Here is an 18,532-nt window from a genome sequence, read left to right as displayed (position 1 = left end):
TTCCCCTTTGCATACATAGTATGTTTCCAGCTTTATTTTCACAAAAAAAGAGACTGTTTACAATTTTACAGTCTCCTAATTGATCACTATTATAAACTCTCTACTTCCGTTGTATTTGTCTTTTCAATATGCTCTACATTACTTCCCTTATTTCTTGTAGCACGATAAAACAGTAAACAAACAATCATAAATGGAATACCACAATACAATGCCATTCTTTGTTCTGGAATAAAGGCCATGCCAACGATTACTGTTACATTTAATACTAACGCAAGCAGTGGTACGAATGGATACAGCGGTGTTTTAAATTTCAGGTCTTTCACATCCCCGCCCTGCTTTATGTATGACCTTCTAGCTAATAAGTTAGATAGAGCAATAGATGCCCAAACTAGTATCGCTCCAAATCCAGCGATAGAAAGCAGCCATAAATAAACTGTATCTTCCGCATAAATACCTGATAATAATGAGAGACAACCTACAATTGTGCTTACAATCAATGCATAAATAGGAACACCGTTTTTAGATAACTTACCAAAAATCGGACTAATCATTCCTTGATTAGACATAGACCATAGCATACGAGAAGTTGCATATAATCCTGAATTCGCAACGGATAGTACTGCTGTAATAATAACGAAATTTATAATATCGGCTGCATAAGGAATACCAATTTTATCAAATACAACTACAAATGGACTTTCTATTACTCCTGCTTGCTGCCAAGGGAATAGTCCAGCAAGAATAAAAATAGATAGTACAAAGAAAACAAGTATACGCCAAACTGTATTGTTAATTGCCTTCGGGATCGTTTTCTCTGGATTTTCACTCTCACCTGCTGCAATACCAACTAGTTCTGTTCCTTGGAAAGAAAAATTAACTGCAATCATCGTAATTAAAATGGCTGATAATCCATTCGGAAACAGTCCCCCGTAATCAGTAAAGCTAGAGAACATCGGTGCTGGTTCATTTCCTTTCATATCTAGAAAACCAAACATTGCCGCCCCGCCTAAAATAATAAATGCAATAATTGTAATTACTTTAATACTTGCAAACCAAAATTCCACTTCCGCAAAACTTCTTGAAGATAACGCATTAATAGCAAAGAGCAGTACCGCGAACACTACACACCAAATCCATGACGGTACATCAGGAAACCAACGTTTCATCAAAATACTAACTGCAATTAATTCAATACCTATCGTAGCAGACCAGTTTAACCATGACATCCATCCCACTACATAACCTGCTGCAGGGGAAATATGCTTTGTCGCATACGTTTGATAAGACCCTGCGTCAGGCATCGCAACAGCTAATTCTCCAAGACAGAGCATCGTTAAATACATTACAAATCCACCGACAAGATACGCTACAATTGCTCCTCCAGGTCCAGCCTCATGAATCGTATAACCTGACCCTAAAAAAAGTCCTGTACCAATAACTCCACCGAGTGCAATCATAAATATGTGCCTACTTTTCAATTCTCTTTTTAATCCTTGGTTTTGATCCATCATATAAATCCCCCCTTTTCACTTTGCCAACCCATTTAATGTAAGCGTTTTTAAAAGTATTCATTGTAAAAATAATGATTGAAAAGAGCAAAAATACACGTCACTTACATTAATCACTGCCTGTTACTAAAAGGTCATCCCTTACTGTTATTAATAATTTTTGATCAGCAATAGCTTGTCCTTCTACTACTTCTAATGATTCAATATAACCACTGATCCCTATCTTAATTTCTACTTTCTGTTTATCTATTGTTTCAATTAACGCTAATTTCTCCCACTCGTATACGTAAGAACTTTCCGTAACAAATAACTTCTCTACTTTTCCATAACAAGGACTATACACACCTTCTATAACTGTCTTCACTTTATAAATTCCTCCCTCTTATTAATTGACACCAAAACGTTGTATATCCTGTAAAAATTCATATTCTCCCCTCTAGAGATTTCGAATATTATTTATGCAAAATACGTACCAAGTCTCTAATTCATATATTAAATGAGAGTTTCATACAAAAAAATGTGCACAACCGCAAAATTTTTCGATCATTTAAAAAGTTTTAAACGAAAAATAGCAAAATTTTTTTGCGATTTTATAAGAATTTTAATAAAATTATAAAAAGTCAGTCTTCATAGGGTGAAATGAGGAGAAGATGTTACATGCATACAGAAGAAATTAATTTCAAACAACTTATTGAAATGAATATGCTATATGAAACTTTAATCAATGAACTCGATATCGGGATTCATATTATTAATGAGGAAAGTAAAACGATTGTCTATAACCGCAAAATGATGGAAATTGAATCAATGGAACGCTCAGATGTATTATATAAAAGTCCTTTAGAGGTATTTGCATTTGAAGAAAATAAAAATAGTACTCTTATAGAGGCATTAAAATTTGGAAAAACAAAGAAAAATATAAAACAAACGTATTTTAACAATAAAGGACAAGAAATTACAACGATTAACGATACTTTCCCTATAATAGAAAATGGAAAAATTAAAGGCGCTATTGAAATATCAAAAGAAATTAGTAACTTAAAACAAACGATAAAAATAAGTCCTTCTCGAAAACAAAGCACTAAATTTACCTTTGATCACATAATTGGTGATTCTGAAGCCATTCAATCAATCATTACAGAAGGAAAAAGAGTAATTCGTACATCTTCCTCCATACTTCTCGTAGGGGAAACAGGCACTGGTAAAGAACTATTTGCACAAAGCATCCATAATGAAAGTCAGCGTTCAACCAAACCCTTTATTTCACAAAACTGTGCCGCTATACCTGATACCTTAATGGAAAGCCTACTATTTGGCACAAATCGAGGTGCCTTTACAGGAGCAATAGATAAATCAGGCTTATTCGAAGAAGCGAACGGAGGAACTTTGTTATTAGATGAAATCAACTCATTAAGTCCAGCACTTCAAGCGAAGTTACTACGAGCTATACAAGAAAAAACAATACGAAGAATCGGAGGCACACACGAAAAAGAAATTGATGTTCGTATTATAGCAACTATCAATGAAGATCCTTTCGAAGCCATCGCACATAATCGATTAAGAGAAGACTTATATTACCGATTAAGCGTCGTTACTTTATGTCTTCCGCCTTTACGTGAAAGAAAAGAAGATATTCCAGATCTTGTTCAGCACTTTATTGAAAAATATAATACTCAATTTGGGCTCAATGTAACCGATGTAGATGTAAATGTAAGAGAATTTTTCTATGCATATGATTGGCCTGGAAACGTACGGGAGTTGGAACATATAATTGAAGGTTCCATGAACTTGATAGAAGATGAAACCATCATTACAGCGTTTCATATGCCTACTCGCTTTCGTGAACGAATAAAAACAGAATTCAATATGCAACATGCACTAACTAATCACAATACTCATGCACCTAAAACTTTAAAACACACAATAGAAAAAATGGAAAAGAACTACATTAATCAAATTCTTAAAGAGAATCATGGCAACATTTCACAAGCTGCAAAATTTTTAGGATTAAGTAGGCAAAACTTACAATATCGAATTAAAAAACTGCATTTACACATATGAAATAAACATGTCTCCAAGTGTAAAAATAAATTGGTAAAATATGTTATAATAAATATATAACATGCTAGAAAGGGGCTATATATATGAGTAATGATAAAAAATTAAAGTTATTACAATACTTATACTTTTTCCCTGCCATGCTCTGTATGATGTTATTCATTAATGCCGATGTAAGCAGCTCTCCTTATGCAAAGCTATTAGGAACAATTTTTGGCTCCTTTGCAGCTATTATGCTTGCTGCTTTTTGGAATTTGAAGATACGTATAAAAAACGAAAAATCTTCTTAATACTAAAAAAATCGAGCTACTTAGCCCGATTTTTTTATTTGCCATTAAAACTCAACATTCTCTAAATACAACCCACTTGCCTCAGCAAGACAATTAATTTGATTGCGCTGCTTTTCCTCTAAAATGTTTGGAATTGCTTCAGCATCTAATTGTCCTAATCCAACTTCAATTAATGCCCCGACAATTTTTCTTACCATATTATGAAGGAAGCCGTTACCACTTACTCTAATTTGTACAAACCCTGCCTCTTCCATCACATCAAGTGTATATACTTCTCGAACCATGGATTTTTTCTTTGATTTCGCATTTGAAAAAGCAGTAAAGTCATGTGAACCAACTAAATGTTTTGCAGCTGCTTTCATGCTTTTCACATTTAATTTTTTATTCACATGCATGCTGTATTTACGCATAAATGGATTTGTATGCTCTTCATTCCAAATTTTATACAGATATGTTTTTGCTTTAGAATTGTAACGAGCATGGAAACGATCATGTACTTCTTCCACATTCGTAATGCTAATATCGTTAGGTAAATATTGATTTAAATATTTTTTCACTTTATGTTCCACTAACTTCTCATCACTTTGAAAGTTAGCAACTTGATTCAAAGCATGTACACCAGTGTCTGTTCTACTACAACCGATAATTTCAATTTCTTTTCCGACCATTTCAGATATGACACTTTCGATTTTTCCTTGAATTGTATTATCGTTATTACCGAGACGTTGCCATCCTTTAAAACGTGCGCCGTCGTACTGAATCGTTAATTTATAATTATGCATAATATTCTCCTTCATAGAAAATATTCCCTCATACCATGAGGGAATATTAATAAACTTTACTTTCTAACAAGCTTCACTACATTTTCTACGTGAGCTGTATGCGGGAACATATCAACTGGTTGCACATACTCCACTTCATAGCTCTTCATTAATGCTTGTACATCACGTGCTAATGAAGAAGGATTACAAGACACGTACACAACTTGTTTCGGCTTCACTTTTAAAATTGTTTCCAGTAATTTATCATCGCAACCTGTACGTGGTGGGTCGACAACAATTACATCTGGACGCCATCCTTCTTTTACCCATTTCGGTAACCATTGTTCAGCTTTACCTGCTTCATATTTCGTATTTGTAAATCCGTGACGCTTTGCATTTTTTCTTGCATCTGCAATCGCTTCTGGAATTACATCCATACCACGTACTTCCGCTGCATCATTTGCAAGCCAAAGACCGATTGTACCAACGCCACAATACGCATCTACAATTTTCTCATCGCCTGTTAACGCAGCGGCTTTTTTTGCTTCATTATATAAAACAACGGTTTGCTCTGGATTCAACTGGAAGAACGCACGTGCTGATAATTCAAATGATAAATCACCAAGTGTTTCTTGAATTACTTCTTTTCCAGCTAATTTAAATGTTTTGTCGCCAAAAATAACAGATGTTTTACGCCAGTTTACATTTTGCATAATTGATTTAACCGCTGGCATCTGTTTTTGTACTTCTGCAATAAATTGTTCTTTATTTGGTAATTCTTCTTTTGTTGTAATAAGTGTAACTTGTACTTCACCTGTTTGAACTGCAGTACGTGTTACAATTGTGCGTACTAAACCTTTTTGTTTTTTCTCATTGTAAATAGAAACATTTAATTTTTCTAAAATACGTCTTACAACTTTTGTCGCTTCATTCGTTGCTTTATGTTGAATCATACAGTGAGCGATATCAATTAACTGATGTGAGTTTTGTTTATATAGCCCTGTAATAACCTTTTCGTCTTTACGCCCCACTTGTAATTGACTCTTATTACGATAATGCCATGGATTTTCCATGCCAAGCGTTGGACGAATTTTCTCTTCCATACTATTTTTCATGTACTTCTCAAATGCTTGTACAACGATATCACGCTTTTGATTCAATTGTTCTTTATAATCTAAATGTTGCAGCTGACAACCGCCACACTCCTCATATACTGGACACGGTGCTTTCACACGATGCGGTGAAGCTTTACGAACTTTTTTCACTTTCGCTTCAGCGAAGCCACGCTGAATTTTCGTTGTTTCTGCAACAACTTCTTCTCCTGGTAATGCCCCTGGAATGAAAACAACTTGTCTCTTAAAATAACCAACGCCTTCTCCGTTAATCCCAAGACGTTTAATTGTCACAGGAAACGTTTGACCAACTTCCAACTTACTCTCATGTTGCTTTTGTATCATTATTACACCTCTACTCTATACTTTTCCATAAATATAACGCTGCATAACTGCAGTATGGTTCACACTCTTGTTTCAATTTTTCTAAAAATGCATCATCAGGTTTATCATCTAATTGAAATATACCTTGCACTGCACGCTGAATCCCAATGTCCGCTTTCGGGAACATATTTTTCCGTCCAAGCCCAAACATTAAAAAGTTTTGCACTGTCCATGCACCAATTCCCCTAATTGGCAACAATTGTGCTGAAACTTCTTCTTCCGTCCCATTTTCTATACTCGCTAAATTTAATGTACCACTGACAATACTTCGACCTAATCCTACTATATATTCAGCCTTTCGCTGACTAAACTTCTGCTCTCTCAATTCTTCTATTGAAATATTTGCTACTATTTCCGGAGTGGGGAAAAAGAATACACCGTTCTTCTCTGTTCCATACCGTTTCACAAATTGTTCTGTTAACACAGTAGCAAATTTCAAATTTATTTGTTGGTGAATGATACAGCGAAGCAGACAAGCAAAATAATCAAATTCTAAAATAATTGGAGTATAAGCATATATTTCAAATAGTGGACGTAATGATGTGTTTAAAAAATGATTTTGTATATCTTGAAACGGTTCATTCCAATGAAAAATGGCTCTCATTCGTTTCATGACTTTCTCTGGATCTCCTGTCTGACTAGAAATCCAAAACTGTGGATTTTGAACAGTACCAATCCCTTGTAAGCGAACAACAACCTGTTCCTCGTCGATACAAAGCGGGATATAAATAACTTTCTCATCGAATTGAATGACGTTAAGAGGATCAAAAGATAAACGTTTTAATACTTCTTCAAAATGATACGGATACTCTAACGTAACATGCTCGCTCCACATACGTTTCCCCATCCTTTTTACACATCATTATAGCATGAGAAAACCGTAAGCATACATGCTTACGGTTGATTGCCTTTTACTAAGTCATCTAGACTTTTAAAATGATACCCTTTCTCGCGCAAATCATCAATGATTTTTGCAAGTGCTTCTGCATTATCTTTTGATATTGCATGAAGTAATAAAATAGATCCTGGATGAATCATCGTCATAACATTATTATGCGCATATTGCCATCCTCTTTGCTGATCCACTTTCCAATCCAAAAATGCAAGTGACCAAAATACATTATAATAGCCCATTTCTTTCGTAAGAGCTAACGTTCTTTCACTAAATACACCGCGCGGAGGACGTACATATTTCACTTCTTTTTGCCCAGTTACTTTTTTAATTTCTTCTGTTACACTCGTTAATTCTTCACGAAGTTTCTCATCATTTACCGCTGTAAAATCAGGATGACTCCAAGAATGGTTTCCAATAATGTGTCCTTCATCCTTCATTCTTAACAATAAATCTTTTTGTGTTTTAATGTAATGTCCCGTTACAAAGAAAGTTGCTGGTACTTTTTTCTCTTTTAATACATCTAATATTTTCCCTGTGTATCCATTCTCATATCCATTATCAAATGTTAAATAAATATCTTTTTTCTTCGTATCTCCTAAATAAAACCCGCCATTTTTTTGTAGTAAATCTGTATATAACTTTCCTGCATCTGGTACTGTTTCATTTTTAGGACGCGGGATTCCCCAGTTATGTGGAGTATTTGTATAAGCCAGTGCTGAAACTGGAACAAGTGCCATCATAATTGAAAAAATGAGACCGATATATAACCATTTATATTTCATAAATAGTCTCCTTTCCATATATAATCGTACTTGTAGTTTCTGTTGCAACGCATTCTTTCATGCTGAACATGTTTTTCTATATATACCAAAAAAATGCATCTCGAATCATTCGAGATGCATTTTTTATTTACTTAAATACTGGCTCTTTAAAGCTAGCTAATTTTTCAAGTGATGTTTTATCAACATCTGCATGTAAGCTATTACCATGAGAGTCCATCGTTACAACTGCTTTAAACCCGTCGATACGTAAATGCCACATTGCTTCTGGAATACCAAATTGTAAGAAATCAACATCTTCCACTTCTTTAATACATTCAGCATAATATTGCGCTGCACCACCGATTGCGTTTAAATATACACCGCCATGTTCTTCTAAAGCCGCTAATGTTTTCGCACCCATACCGCCTTTTCCAATGACAGCGCGAATACCGAATTTCTTCATAATATCGCCTTGGTACGGTTCTTCACGAATACTTGTCGTTGGACCTGCCGCTTTAATTTGCCAATTGTCATTTTCATCTTTCACAACAACTGGACCACAGTGGTAAATAATTTGTCCATTTAAATCTACTGGACAATCATTATCCATTAAATGCTTATGGATTGCGTCACGACCTGTATACATCATGCCATTAATTGTTACAACATCACCAACGCGAAGTTCACGAATTTGCTCTTCTGTAATTGGTGCTTCTAATACAATCTCACGTTGCTCTGTTTTTTCTTGTACTTCATGCTGAAGTGTATCTTCCCCTTCTTGATATAGCCAATCCATAATATCTCCTGTTTCAGGATGGATTTTCACACCAAGGCGACGATATGCCCAGCAATTATACGCAACAGATACATAGAAACTAGCTGGCAAACGATTATAGACGCCAATTTTACAACCAAGTAAAGTTGTTTCTCCGCCAAATCCCATCGTACCAATGCCAAGCTTGTTCGCATTTTCTAATACGTACTCTTCAAGATGTTGTAACTCTGGTACTGGATTGACATCATCTAATGTACGGAATAATTGATTTTTTGCTAATTCATAACCTGATGTGCGGTCTCCCCCGATACCAACACCAATTACACCAGCGCTACATCCTTGCCCTTGTGCTTGATATACTGCATGAAGAAGGCATTTACGAATCCCTTCTAAATCACGGCCAGCTCGTCCAAGTCCTTCTAGTTCACACGGTAAGCTATATTGAATATTTTTATTCTCACAGCCACCACCTTTTAGGATTAAACGTGCATCAATATAATCTTTTTCCCATTGTTCAAACTTAATCACCGGTGTACCTGGTCCTAAATTATTTCCACTATTATCTCCAAAAAGAGAATCAACAGAATTGGGACGAAGTTTACCATCTTTTGTCGCCCGCTCAAGCGCATTATAGATAGCTTCCTTCAACTTTAATTGATTCACACCAACTGGTGTATAAATTTTAAACGTTGGCATCCCTGTATCTTGGCAAATCGGCGAGATGTTATCATCAGCCATTTTAATATTATTTGTAATTGTGCCAAGTGCCATCGCAGAACGAGTCCCTGCATTTTCTCGCTCTTTCGCTTGTTGAATCGCACGACGAACATCTTTCGGTAAGTTCGTTGACGTTTCAACAATTAGTTGATACATGCTTTCTTGAAGCTTTTCCATTGTTACTTCCCCCTCAATTGTGAACGCTACCAAAACGTTATGAGCTGAAAATTCAATTGTTATGCTCTTTAGCTATTTATTTCACGCTATTAGAGCATAAATGAAATTTTTCACAACTTGATTATACCTCTTTTTCTATCGTCCTTCTATTACCCGAACAGAAAAAGGCTACCAAATTGGAATTGGTAGCCTTTTTAATATATTATTCGTCTTTTTTAAATTGCTCACATTTTAATTCTAATTCATCTAACATTGCAAGAAGACGATCTACATCTTCTAATTCTACTTCTTCGGGTTCAATTGTATCAATTACTTCAATGAACATATTTAAACGTTCTTTTAAATATACTAATTGTGTATCTTTATCTTGAATTGCTTTTCCCATGAAGGCACTCTCCTTTTAATTCGAGTTGCTTTTATTATACCGCAAAAACGATTGCTATGGGCATGAAATTTCATCAATTTTGTCACAGTCATCCACTATAATGTAAGCCCTCTCTCTTTTCATGCTAAAAAGTTTCACTTTATAAAAAGCACATATTCTTCTATTATAGAGAATGGACAAATTGTTATTTCAATAGTCAAAGGAGTATTTCATATGACGATATCACAAAAAATGAAGCCGATTACTCCTTCTTACGATCCATGGGAAGCGTATATGGACCTTGAAGAGTACGGCAAACTACTATTAACAAATGTTGAATTTACAACGACGACGTTATGCAATATGCGCTGTGAGCATTGCGCTGTTGGTTACACGTTACAGCCGAAAGACCCAAATCCGCTTCCGATGGATCTTTTATTAAAACGATTAGATGAGATTCCTCATTTACGTTCTTTAAGTATTACTGGCGGAGAACCTATGCTTTCAAAAAAATCCGTCGACAACTATGTAACACCACTCTTAAAATACGCCCATGAACGAGGCGTTCGCACTCAAATCAACTCTAACTTAACTATAGATTTAGCACGTTACGAACAAATTATTCCTTATTTAGACGTATTGCATATCTCTCATAACTGGGGAACAATCGATGACTTCGTTGAAGGCGGATTTGCAATGATGGAGCGTAAGCCTACTTACGAACAACGTGCAAAATTATTCGAAAGAATGATTACAAATAGTAAGGCTCTATCAGATGCAGGTGTACTTGTATCTGCCGAAACAATGTTAAACAAAAGAACTCTACCACATATTGAACATATTCACCGCCAAATCGTCGAAGAGATGGGCTGTAAACGTCATGAAGTTCATCCAATGTATCCAAGTGACTTCGCGAGTAATCTAGAGATTTTAACAAAAGCTGAAATTCGTGATGCGATTGAGCATTTACTAGAAATTCGCGATGAAAATGTATGGATGTTATTTGGAACTTTACCTTTCTATGCTTGTAGCGATGACGAGCGAGACATTGCCACATTTAAAAAGTTACAAGAGAGCAAAAATGTAACTGTTCGTAACGATCCAGATGGTCGGTCACGCTTAAATGTAAATATTTTTGATGGCAATATTATCGTTACTGATTTTGGTGATGTTCCACTTCTAGGAAACATACAAACAAACACATTACAAGAAGCGTATGAAAAATGGAGCGCTTCAAAAACAGCAAAATCATTAAGCTGTCACTGTCCTGCAGTAAAATGTCTTGGACCAAATGTTCTTGTAAAAAACAGCTACTATCCGACAGAAGATTTCTTATCAAAAACAGCAAACATTACATTATAAAAAAACGTCAGCTTATAAGCTGACGTTTTTTCATGTTATTGCGAGTGGGAAGAAGAAATGAATTTAAAATACAAATGATCATGAATTGGAATAGCAGCTCCAATTCCTTGAGAAGTAATATTTTTCACAACAAGTCTTTTTTGATTTCCCTTTAATACAAGATACACTTCTCCAAATGTTACTTTCCCTTTTTCATTTACTGCTGGTGTATAAGCGTATAAATATCCGAGTTGACTCGGACTAATATTATACACACGCTCATGTCCAGTACCATAACCAATGGTCGTTTTAAACGAAAGGGGTAATTGTACTTTTTCAAGTGCTTTGAGAAGCATCATTTTTTTCACATCTGCAGCATCTTTCATATCTGCTGTTAAATCGCCTTCAACCGTCTTTTGTGTTTCTTGCTTATAGCGAAGTGGATATAAACGGTCTCCTCCGCGATTATCATACACATTTCGATTCACTTGTTTATATTCCCAATTAATCGATGTGTCTACTGATTCATAATGTAAAGCCCATTGACCTAAATAAATTTTTGCCCGATACCCTACTGCAAGCGGCGCATTTGAAATTGTCGTTTCATTAAACATTCGAATTAAGTCTGGATTTTCAATTTTAATATTAGCCGTTTTCAATAGCTCTTGAGCAAATTTACTTGGTTGTAAACGTGGCAAATCTTGCGCATCATTTGGAAATGTATTGTCTTTTGAAATATTTAAAACAGATGAAGGCATTTTTGTTCCTACTGTTGTCTTTGCAAAACTCATGTTAGGAAATAATAAAATAAACGAGACCATAGTTGAAAGACATATGCTGTATACTCGTTTCACCTGTCTGGCTCCTTCCTATGTAGGTATATATACTACTTCGTTTATTGTTTTCTCTGAGCGCAATTGTTATGCCTATTTTTCATAATAAATAAAAACCAATTCCCATAATGACATACGCCGCTAGTAAAGTGCCACCTTCAAACCAGTTTGTATCTCCATCATTGGAAATCGCAATCGTTAAGAAAACGGCTGTAATCATAGACACAAGTTCTGGTATGGTAAATACTAAAGGCATCCTTTGCGCGAAGAACATAGATAGCAATACTAATACAGGAGCAACAAACATGGCGATTTGTAATGTAGAGCCTATTGCAATTTCGACTGCAATATTTACTTTATTTTTATAAGCCATAATAATTGCAGACGCATGTTCCGCTGCATTCCCAACAATCGCAACGATAATAACCCCTATAAATAACTCTGACCAACCAAATGACTTTGCAACAGTTTCAAAAGTATGTACGAGTGCCTCTGACACATAAGCTACTGCCAGTGTTGCTATCGCTAAAATAAGGAGCGCCTTCCCTTTTGACCACTCTGGCTCTTCTTCATGTGCTACTTCGTCACTTTTATGTTGATATACACCACGGTGCGTAACTAACTTAAATAGTAATGCAGCAAGGTACATGATAATCATAATAATAGAAACACCTATACTTAATTGATACGTCTTGCCAGCGTCCATCTTCATTGAAAAGATCTCTGGAATAACAAAGGCCACAACAACAGCAAATATTAATAAAGCTGAATTATGCCTTGCATCATATACATTAAAACTTTGTCTTTTGTATTTAAGACCTCCAACAAAGAAAGATAACCCTCCTACCAATAATAAATTTCCAAGTACAGAACCGGTTAAAGAAGCTAACACCACTTCAATTAACCCTGCTTGAAGTGCAAAAATTGAAATGATAAGTTCAACAGCATTACCGAAAGTAGCATTTAATAACCCGCCTATTCTAGGACCAGAAACAATTGCTAAACTCTCTGTTGCTCTCCCCATAAAACCAGCTAATGCGATAATCGTAATACAATACACAGCGAACATAAGTGTTTCTGGCCAATGAAGTGTTTTTCCAAGTACAGATAGTGGTACACCTATAAGTGCTACTATAAGAAATATTTTATTAAACATGCTTTTCATCCTTCCATCGTGTGTATTTCTCCTCAATATTATTATTATTCTTCTCCTAACTTGTCCGATTTCATCACAATTACGTTTAAAAAATCGACTTGAAGAAAACAGTATGAAAGATATTTAAATTATCTTTTTTAAACAGAGAAAATATAAATTAGGAAAAGAGGTAAAGAATATGCACTTAAAAGAGAAAATTGCAACTATTATTCAAGGTCAACGTACTGGTGTATTATCTACAGTACGAAATGAGAAACCTCATAGCGCCTTTATGATGTTTTTCCATGAAGATTTTGTACTATATGTTGCAACAGATCGACAATCAAAAAAGATAACAGATATTGAACAAAATCCTAATGTCCATGTACTACTCGGACGAGAAGGAAAAAAATTAGATGAAGATTATATTGAAGTTGAAGGGTTAGCTTCAATCGAGGAAGACTCAACATTAAAAAACAAGTTTTGGAATAATAGCTTAAAACGTTGGTTACTCGGTCCTGAAGACCCTAATTACGTATTGATCAAAATCAATCCCGACACAATTTATTACATTGATGGTGCGGGTACGACGGAGCCTGAGTTTTTACGACTATAAAATAAAACAAGCCCCCCTTAGGTGGGCTTGTTTTGTCGAAAAGTTCTTTAAAAAAAATAATAAAATAGGTGGAACTTTCCAAAGATTCTGTTATATAATAGCAGTAACTTAAATAAACTGTATTAAAACAGATTGAGAGGAGAAATAAAATTGATGAAGAGAGAAGAACGCAAAAATATGATTGAGTTTATTGAAAAGAAAAAAGGGATTGAGCGTGACGAATTACTGTTTATGACAGACGATGAAGTAGAACATATTTATAATGTAACGTACTTTTTATATGAGGAAATTGCAGAGTAGTATAATAATCCCCACCTTATTAAAAATATAAGGTGGGGATTATTTCGTTATTTAGCCCACTATTTACAGGCAGTAAAACTCCCACCTTAAAATTCAGGTGGAGCAAGAAGTTAAGTTGAAGTCGCACTTTCTATAAAGCTCAATTGCTTCAACTTTATACATGAGAATCATTTTCATGTATAATACTGTAAGATTGGAGGAATTTTACTATGAGTTCGTGGCTCTTATTTGCACTATTATCAGCAATTGCTGCTGCCCTTGTATCTATTTTTGGAAAGTTTGGTTTAGACGGCATCGATGCAAACGTTGCAACAACAATTCGATCTATTATTATGGCATTATTTATGATAGGCGTTATTATCATACAAGGTAAATTTCAAAATATCGGCGACGTACTGCTAAATAAAAAAGCACTGCTATTTATCACATTAAGTGGGGTTGCAGGTGCTTCGTCATGGCTATTTTATTTTCTTGCCCTCAAAACAGGAAAGGTTTCACAAGTAGCTCCTGTCGATAAATTAAGCGTCGTATTTTCTATCATTCTCGCTATGATTATCCTCGGTGAAAAGTTAAACTTTATGACCGGTGTTGGTGTAGTCTTTATTACAGCTGGTGTATTATTTATTGCTTTCAGCTAAAAAAACCGCTATTAGCGGTTTTTCTTTTTCTTTATGTACAACCATACAACACATGTAACAACTGCTGAAATTAATAAAATCCATATTCCATAATGATGTAAACTATACTCAACGAAGCGCCACTTCTCGCCTAACTTCCAGCCAAGCCCAATAAAAACACTTATCCAAATGAGCGCACCACCGTAAGCGTACAAACAAAAACGCCAAAGTGTCAAATTTGATACCCCAGCAAAATATGCCGTTAAATGACGTACTCCCGGTATAAAATAACCAATCATTAAAAGAAATGGCCCATATTTTTCAAATAAAATATGTGTTTTTTCAATGTGATGTTCTTTAATTCTAATTTTCGGCCCATATTTCTTTAAAACAGGGAGCCCAAGTTTTAAACCTAATATGTAGCTTAACGTGATCCCTAACATCGCACCAGCCATCCCACTTAAAAAAGCAGCAGTTCCTGACATAACTCCTTTTGAAACATTATAACCAACAAAGGTCAATAAAAACTCGTCTGGTATCGGTAATCCGACAATACCACCAGCCAAAGCTATAACAATTCCAAAATAGCCATAATGCGCGATTAACTCGCCAATATGTTGTTCCATTCGGAAGACACATCCTATGCACGATCGTTATTCCACATTGTACCCTTTCTATCTTTAAGGCAAACATGGTATACATATTCACTATACATTGTTTTTATAATGAACTCTACTTCTATCCTTTCCTTTAACAGAGATAAAGTGAAACTTTAATCAGTGGGAGTTTTGTTCATCCTCTACTAATTATTAACCTATGCCAATCTTGCTTCTACAGACATCCCGACTCCCACATAACTTACTTACATTCAACAATTCTGAGATTAGATTCTTACTGCCCGCAAATAACCCGATAAAAAATAAAAATTCATATGCGTGTTTTTTTGTTACAATAAAGGAAAGTTACTTTTCGCAACGGTTTAACTCTCAAGAAAAATGATATATCTAGCAAAAACATAGTTTGGTCTATATAATGCAACTTCTACCTATTAAAAGAACATACACCCTTTTACATACGACATCATTTTTCTAAATTATACAGGGGGGAACGAACATGACCATTGAAAATCAATTTATTCAAAAAGTTTACTATAAAACATTTTTAACAGAAGAAACTTCTACTCCTGCATCGGAAGTACTCGGTGAAGCATATATAAATGAATCTAAAAATGAATTCTCCAACATTTCTAATATTCGATTTGCTCAAGGTGAATTTTATTATCAAAATAAAGATTTTGAAGCAGCTATATTTAAATGGGAAAAAGTAAATAATGCTCTTGCACTTTGGGCGACAAAAAATATTGCAGATGCTTATTTTGAACTAGGATTCTTACCAAAGGCAGAAGAAATTTATCAATCTATTCAAACGGAAGATACAACTCTTACGATGGAGGTTTCCTTACAACTTCTTTCTCTTTATATCGAACAAGATCGTTTAGGACTCGCTTTTAAGACGATTAGTGAAGCTGTTGCATTCCAACCGGATTATCCAAATATTACTGCAATTGCACGTTCTTTCTATGAAAAACAAGAAGATTGGAACAACGCTATCGAACTAGCTGTTCAAGAAGGTATTCGAACACAATCTTTACACTGGTTTGATACGTTAATAAATTACATAAACAAAGGATTTACAAAAAATATTAAGCCTGAATATTTCTATGAGTCTTTAAAAGCTCTATATGCTGTTGATCAAGCTCAATTTAAAGAACTTGTTATTGCTCTTTGGAATAGCTATCAACATGAATCCTTATACCTTCCTTGGATTCAAAGTATTAATCATTTATTCTTGCATATTGAAACAGACAATAATGACGATTGGAATGAAATTTCTACTCGCTATCAAGAAACATACTTTGCATTAATTACCGGAAATCATTTTATGCATGAATTAAACGGACTTGTACCAAATTTATTAACAAATTGGTTTAGTTTAACGAAAGCAAAAGATTCTCTAGTTGTCTCTGCAGCAGTGTTAGCATGGAATGAAGTCTCACCTACAACTTTAGAATCATTACTCGTAAAAAGTGCTGGATCCTTACTTTCTAATACATCAGCTGAAGCAGATGTAAATATGGAAACAGTTTCTCATTTATTCGAAACAATCGCTGTATGGGCTGAGAAAAATGATGTAGATTTAAGTCATCAATTTACGCTACTAGTCCATGAACTATGTGATTTAAATGTCACACCAATACTAATAGCTGGAACTAGTGACCATGATAAAACATCATTTGTTAATTCAATATTGGGAGAGAACATCTTAACTGAAACTTTAACAACTCCTATTCTATTTAAAGACGCTAGTCAAACTGAAATAACAGAATTTACCGAGTTAGATATAAGAAATATCCCTAACCTTGATGAATTCCATCAAATAACGGCTACATCTGCTCAGTCAGAAATTGAGAAAAAATGTATAGAAATTAAGCTACCAAGTAGGTTTTTAAGAAAAAATAAGTTTACATTTCTTCTTACACCATCCATTCAAGAGCAATTGGATAAAAACAATGCATACTTTGAATACTTACAAGCAGCAGATAGTCTTGTTTACGTATTAAATTCTTCTTCACCATTGCATAGTAAAGAAATTGATACATTAATTTATTTACGTGAACAAGTACCAAACTTACAAATTCACTTCGTATTACACACAAATAATACGACTACTAATGAAAAACTAATTAGTAAACTTAAAGTACATTTTCCAGATGCACAATTCTTCCCATACTCTCCTTCGCAAGAGAGTAGCCAGCAACTTGGAGATGTAACAGAATCTATTCTCTCTACTCTTGCAAAACGCGATATAGAAAAAGAACGTATAGAAAAGCTAATATGGTTTACACAAAAGACAATTGCTTATCTCATAAATGAACGTGTGGAATTAGAAAATACATTAGTAAAATCCGTACGCTGGAATAAACACATCTCAGTGAAACTTACCGGATTTATTAATAACCTTACTGCTCTTGAAAAAGATAAAATTCGCTCTATTACCGAATCCTATCTTTTAACGAAAGAAGAAATTACACGAGATATACATTCTCAAATTCCTGAATTATTACAGAGTTGCTCTGATCTTGTTCAAGAAGATAGTGATTTCAAACTAGTTCATGAAGAATTAAATGCTGCAATGAATGAACGTGTTCAAAAGCATGTACAACAGGTACTTCTTCCTAAATTTACTGGGTCTATTCAAGAATGGATTGAAACCGCACATAATGAATTTATTCAAGCTCAAGCTTATTTAGATGAAATGAGTGAAACGTTTAATAAATTATATAAAGAAGAACGTATGAAACTTCCTTGCGATTTCAAATTATTAGATGATTGGAATCGAGATGTTGCACGAATGACAAATCGAATTACAGTAACGAACATCAATATTTTATTACGCTTTACACCGACACAGTTTTTCTTAAAAAGTGCCGGAAAATTATTTGGTAATATGCAAAAAAACCAATCTATGCTCGCCAACAAATATAAACAATATATTGAAACAGAAGACTATACAGAAATTGCTCACACAATTTCCAAACAATTCTTCCTTCAATTTGAAGTATTTGAAGGTGCATTAGAACGTGATATCATGATGTTCTTCAAAGATCCACTTAATATATTGAAACAAAATGTAGATGCAGCTCAACTTGAGATACAGGAAGACGAGCAAACATTAGCGACGCTAAGAAGCAATCCAGAAACATATCATGATCCTTTGGCGTTATTTAAACTACAATTACTACAACATAAATTTGTTTTAAGTACTACAAAGAAACATGAAGATATCTTTGTATCAAACGAATCTCCTATTGTTTAACAAAAAAACCAA

Annotated in this window: 18 protein-coding genes; 7 read left to right on the top strand and 11 right to left on the bottom strand. The window is 34.6% G+C overall.

Annotated features, from left to right (window positions below):
* Nucleotides 1-89: 89 nt before the first annotated feature.
* Complete coding sequence (locus tag HMPREF1014_RS25435; RefSeq protein ID WP_000969250.1) at nt 90-1,511, bottom strand: amino acid permease; 1,422 nt, start codon at nt 1,509-1,511, stop codon at nt 90-92.
* A 106-nt stretch (nt 1,512-1,617) separates the two neighbouring features.
* Nucleotides 1,618-1,872, bottom strand: a complete 255-nt coding sequence (locus HMPREF1014_RS25430) for a biotin/lipoyl attachment domain-containing protein (RefSeq protein ID WP_000859489.1) — start codon at nt 1,870-1,872, stop codon at nt 1,618-1,620.
* A gap of 293 nt (nt 1,873-2,165) precedes the next feature.
* Between HMPREF1014_RS25430 and HMPREF1014_RS25425 the strand changes: the two genes are divergently transcribed.
* Together HMPREF1014_RS25425 and HMPREF1014_RS25420 are read left to right on the top strand one after the other, a co-directional pair.
* Nucleotides 2,166-3,569, top strand: coding sequence for a sigma-54 interaction domain-containing protein (locus HMPREF1014_RS25425; protein ID WP_000556698.1), 1,404 nt, complete (start codon nt 2,166-2,168; stop codon nt 3,567-3,569).
* 83 nt (nt 3,570-3,652) lie between these two features.
* Complete coding sequence (locus tag HMPREF1014_RS25420; protein ID WP_000063860.1) at nt 3,653-3,856, top strand: hypothetical protein; 204 nt, start codon at nt 3,653-3,655, stop codon at nt 3,854-3,856.
* A gap of 44 nt (nt 3,857-3,900) precedes the next feature.
* Here the strand turns inward: HMPREF1014_RS25420 and truA are convergent, their stop codons facing one another.
* The 6 genes from truA to HMPREF1014_RS25390 form a co-directional block, all read right to left on the bottom strand.
* A complete protein-coding gene (gene truA, locus HMPREF1014_RS25415; RefSeq protein WP_000553122.1) occupies nt 3,901-4,638 on the bottom strand; it encodes a tRNA pseudouridine(38-40) synthase TruA in 738 nt (245 codons plus the stop codon).
* A 56-nt stretch (nt 4,639-4,694) separates the two neighbouring features.
* Nucleotides 4,695-6,074, bottom strand: coding sequence for a 23S rRNA (uracil(1939)-C(5))-methyltransferase RlmD (gene rlmD / locus HMPREF1014_RS25410; RefSeq protein ID WP_000615200.1), 1,380 nt, complete (start codon nt 6,072-6,074; stop codon nt 4,695-4,697).
* 10 nt (nt 6,075-6,084) lie between these two features.
* Entirely contained in the window at nt 6,085-6,948 is an 864-nt protein-coding gene (locus HMPREF1014_RS25405) for a DNA-3-methyladenine glycosylase family protein (protein ID WP_000269413.1), read from the bottom strand.
* Between the two features lie 59 nt (nt 6,949-7,007).
* Nucleotides 7,008-7,790: a delta-lactam-biosynthetic de-N-acetylase gene (pdaA, locus tag HMPREF1014_RS25400; RefSeq protein WP_000875956.1), complete on the bottom strand. Its 783-nt coding sequence runs from the start codon at nt 7,788-7,790 to the stop codon at nt 7,008-7,010.
* Nucleotides 7,791-7,917: 127 nt separating this feature from the next.
* Complete coding sequence (gene fumA / locus HMPREF1014_RS25395; protein WP_000413521.1) at nt 7,918-9,438, bottom strand: class I fumarate hydratase; 1,521 nt, start codon at nt 9,436-9,438, stop codon at nt 7,918-7,920.
* A gap of 202 nt (nt 9,439-9,640) precedes the next feature.
* Entirely contained in the window at nt 9,641-9,823 is a 183-nt protein-coding gene (locus HMPREF1014_RS25390; protein WP_000513558.1) for an SE1561 family protein, read from the bottom strand.
* A gap of 213 nt (nt 9,824-10,036) precedes the next feature.
* On the opposite strand from HMPREF1014_RS25390, the gene yfkAB reads away from it, so the two are divergent.
* A complete protein-coding gene (gene yfkAB, locus HMPREF1014_RS25385; protein ID WP_000156023.1) occupies nt 10,037-11,164 on the top strand; it encodes a radical SAM/CxCxxxxC motif protein YfkAB in 1,128 nt (375 codons plus the stop codon).
* Nucleotides 11,165-11,199: 35 nt separating this feature from the next.
* On the opposite strand, the gene HMPREF1014_RS25380 is transcribed toward yfkAB, so the two are convergent.
* Together HMPREF1014_RS25380 and cax are read right to left on the bottom strand one after the other, a co-directional pair.
* Complete coding sequence (locus HMPREF1014_RS25380; RefSeq protein ID WP_002102695.1) at nt 11,200-11,997, bottom strand: YfkD famly protein; 798 nt, start codon at nt 11,995-11,997, stop codon at nt 11,200-11,202.
* A 79-nt stretch (nt 11,998-12,076) separates the two neighbouring features.
* Entirely contained in the window at nt 12,077-13,132 is a 1,056-nt protein-coding gene (gene cax, locus HMPREF1014_RS25375; protein WP_000482139.1) for a calcium/proton exchanger, read from the bottom strand.
* Nucleotides 13,133-13,310: 178 nt separating this feature from the next.
* Between cax and HMPREF1014_RS25370 the strand changes: the two genes are divergently transcribed.
* From HMPREF1014_RS25370 to HMPREF1014_RS25360, 3 genes are all read left to right on the top strand, one after another.
* Entirely contained in the window at nt 13,311-13,727 is a 417-nt protein-coding gene (locus tag HMPREF1014_RS25370; protein WP_000550220.1) for a pyridoxamine 5'-phosphate oxidase family protein, read from the top strand.
* A gap of 153 nt (nt 13,728-13,880) precedes the next feature.
* Entirely contained in the window at nt 13,881-14,027 is a 147-nt protein-coding gene (locus HMPREF1014_RS25365) for a BH0509 family protein (protein ID WP_000817786.1), read from the top strand.
* 209 nt (nt 14,028-14,236) lie between these two features.
* Nucleotides 14,237-14,665 (top strand): EamA family transporter, encoded by a 429-nt coding sequence (locus HMPREF1014_RS25360; protein WP_000100296.1) that lies wholly within the window; start codon nt 14,237-14,239, stop codon nt 14,663-14,665.
* A gap of 11 nt (nt 14,666-14,676) precedes the next feature.
* On the opposite strand, the gene HMPREF1014_RS25355 is transcribed toward HMPREF1014_RS25360, so the two are convergent.
* A complete protein-coding gene (locus tag HMPREF1014_RS25355; RefSeq protein ID WP_000434878.1) occupies nt 14,677-15,270 on the bottom strand; it encodes a DedA family protein in 594 nt (197 codons plus the stop codon).
* Nucleotides 15,271-15,757: 487 nt separating this feature from the next.
* On the opposite strand from HMPREF1014_RS25355, the gene HMPREF1014_RS25350 reads away from it, so the two are divergent.
* Entirely contained in the window at nt 15,758-18,520 is a 2,763-nt protein-coding gene (locus HMPREF1014_RS25350) for a tetratricopeptide repeat protein (protein ID WP_000151405.1), read from the top strand.
* Nucleotides 18,521-18,532: the final 12 nt, after the last annotated feature.

The sequence above is a fragment of the Bacillus sp. 7_6_55CFAA_CT2 genome, assembly GCF_000238655.1.
Lineage (GTDB): Bacteria > Bacillota > Bacilli > Bacillales > Bacillaceae_G > Bacillus_A > Bacillus_A cereus.
This window is presented reverse-complemented; position numbering and strand designations above follow the sequence as displayed.

Excerpts from the sequence above, each read along its gene's own strand:
- truA (WP_000553122.1), bottom strand. The coding sequence starts at position 4,638 with ATGCATAATTATAAATTAACGATTCAGTACGACGGCGCACGTTTTAAA.
- pdaA (WP_000875956.1), bottom strand. The coding sequence starts at position 7,790 with ATGAAATATAAATGGTTATATATCGGTCTCATTTTTTCAATTATGATG.
- HMPREF1014_RS25420 (WP_000063860.1), top strand. The coding sequence starts at position 3,653 with ATGAGTAATGATAAAAAATTAAAGTTATTACAATACTTATACTTTTTC.
- HMPREF1014_RS25370 (WP_000550220.1), top strand. The coding sequence starts at position 13,311 with ATGCACTTAAAAGAGAAAATTGCAACTATTATTCAAGGTCAACGTACT.
- HMPREF1014_RS25365 (WP_000817786.1), top strand. The coding sequence starts at position 13,881 with ATGAAGAGAGAAGAACGCAAAAATATGATTGAGTTTATTGAAAAGAAA.
- HMPREF1014_RS25350 (WP_000151405.1), top strand. The coding sequence starts at position 15,758 with ATGACCATTGAAAATCAATTTATTCAAAAAGTTTACTATAAAACATTT.
- HMPREF1014_RS25425 (WP_000556698.1), top strand. The coding sequence starts at position 2,166 with ATGCATACAGAAGAAATTAATTTCAAACAACTTATTGAAATGAATATG.
- HMPREF1014_RS25355 (WP_000434878.1), bottom strand. The coding sequence starts at position 15,270 with ATGGAACAACATATTGGCGAGTTAATCGCGCATTATGGCTATTTTGGA.
- rlmD (WP_000615200.1), bottom strand. The coding sequence starts at position 6,074 with ATGATACAAAAGCAACATGAGAGTAAGTTGGAAGTTGGTCAAACGTTT.
- HMPREF1014_RS25360 (WP_000100296.1), top strand. The coding sequence starts at position 14,237 with ATGAGTTCGTGGCTCTTATTTGCACTATTATCAGCAATTGCTGCTGCC.
- HMPREF1014_RS25405 (WP_000269413.1), bottom strand. The coding sequence starts at position 6,948 with ATGTGGAGCGAGCATGTTACGTTAGAGTATCCGTATCATTTTGAAGAA.
- cax (WP_000482139.1), bottom strand. The coding sequence starts at position 13,132 with ATGTTTAATAAAATATTTCTTATAGTAGCACTTATAGGTGTACCACTA.
- HMPREF1014_RS25390 (WP_000513558.1), bottom strand. The coding sequence starts at position 9,823 with ATGGGAAAAGCAATTCAAGATAAAGATACACAATTAGTATATTTAAAA.
- yfkAB (WP_000156023.1), top strand. The coding sequence starts at position 10,037 with ATGACGATATCACAAAAAATGAAGCCGATTACTCCTTCTTACGATCCA.
- HMPREF1014_RS25435 (WP_000969250.1), bottom strand. The coding sequence starts at position 1,511 with ATGATGGATCAAAACCAAGGATTAAAAAGAGAATTGAAAAGTAGGCAC.
- fumA (WP_000413521.1), bottom strand. The coding sequence starts at position 9,438 with ATGGAAAAGCTTCAAGAAAGCATGTATCAACTAATTGTTGAAACGTCA.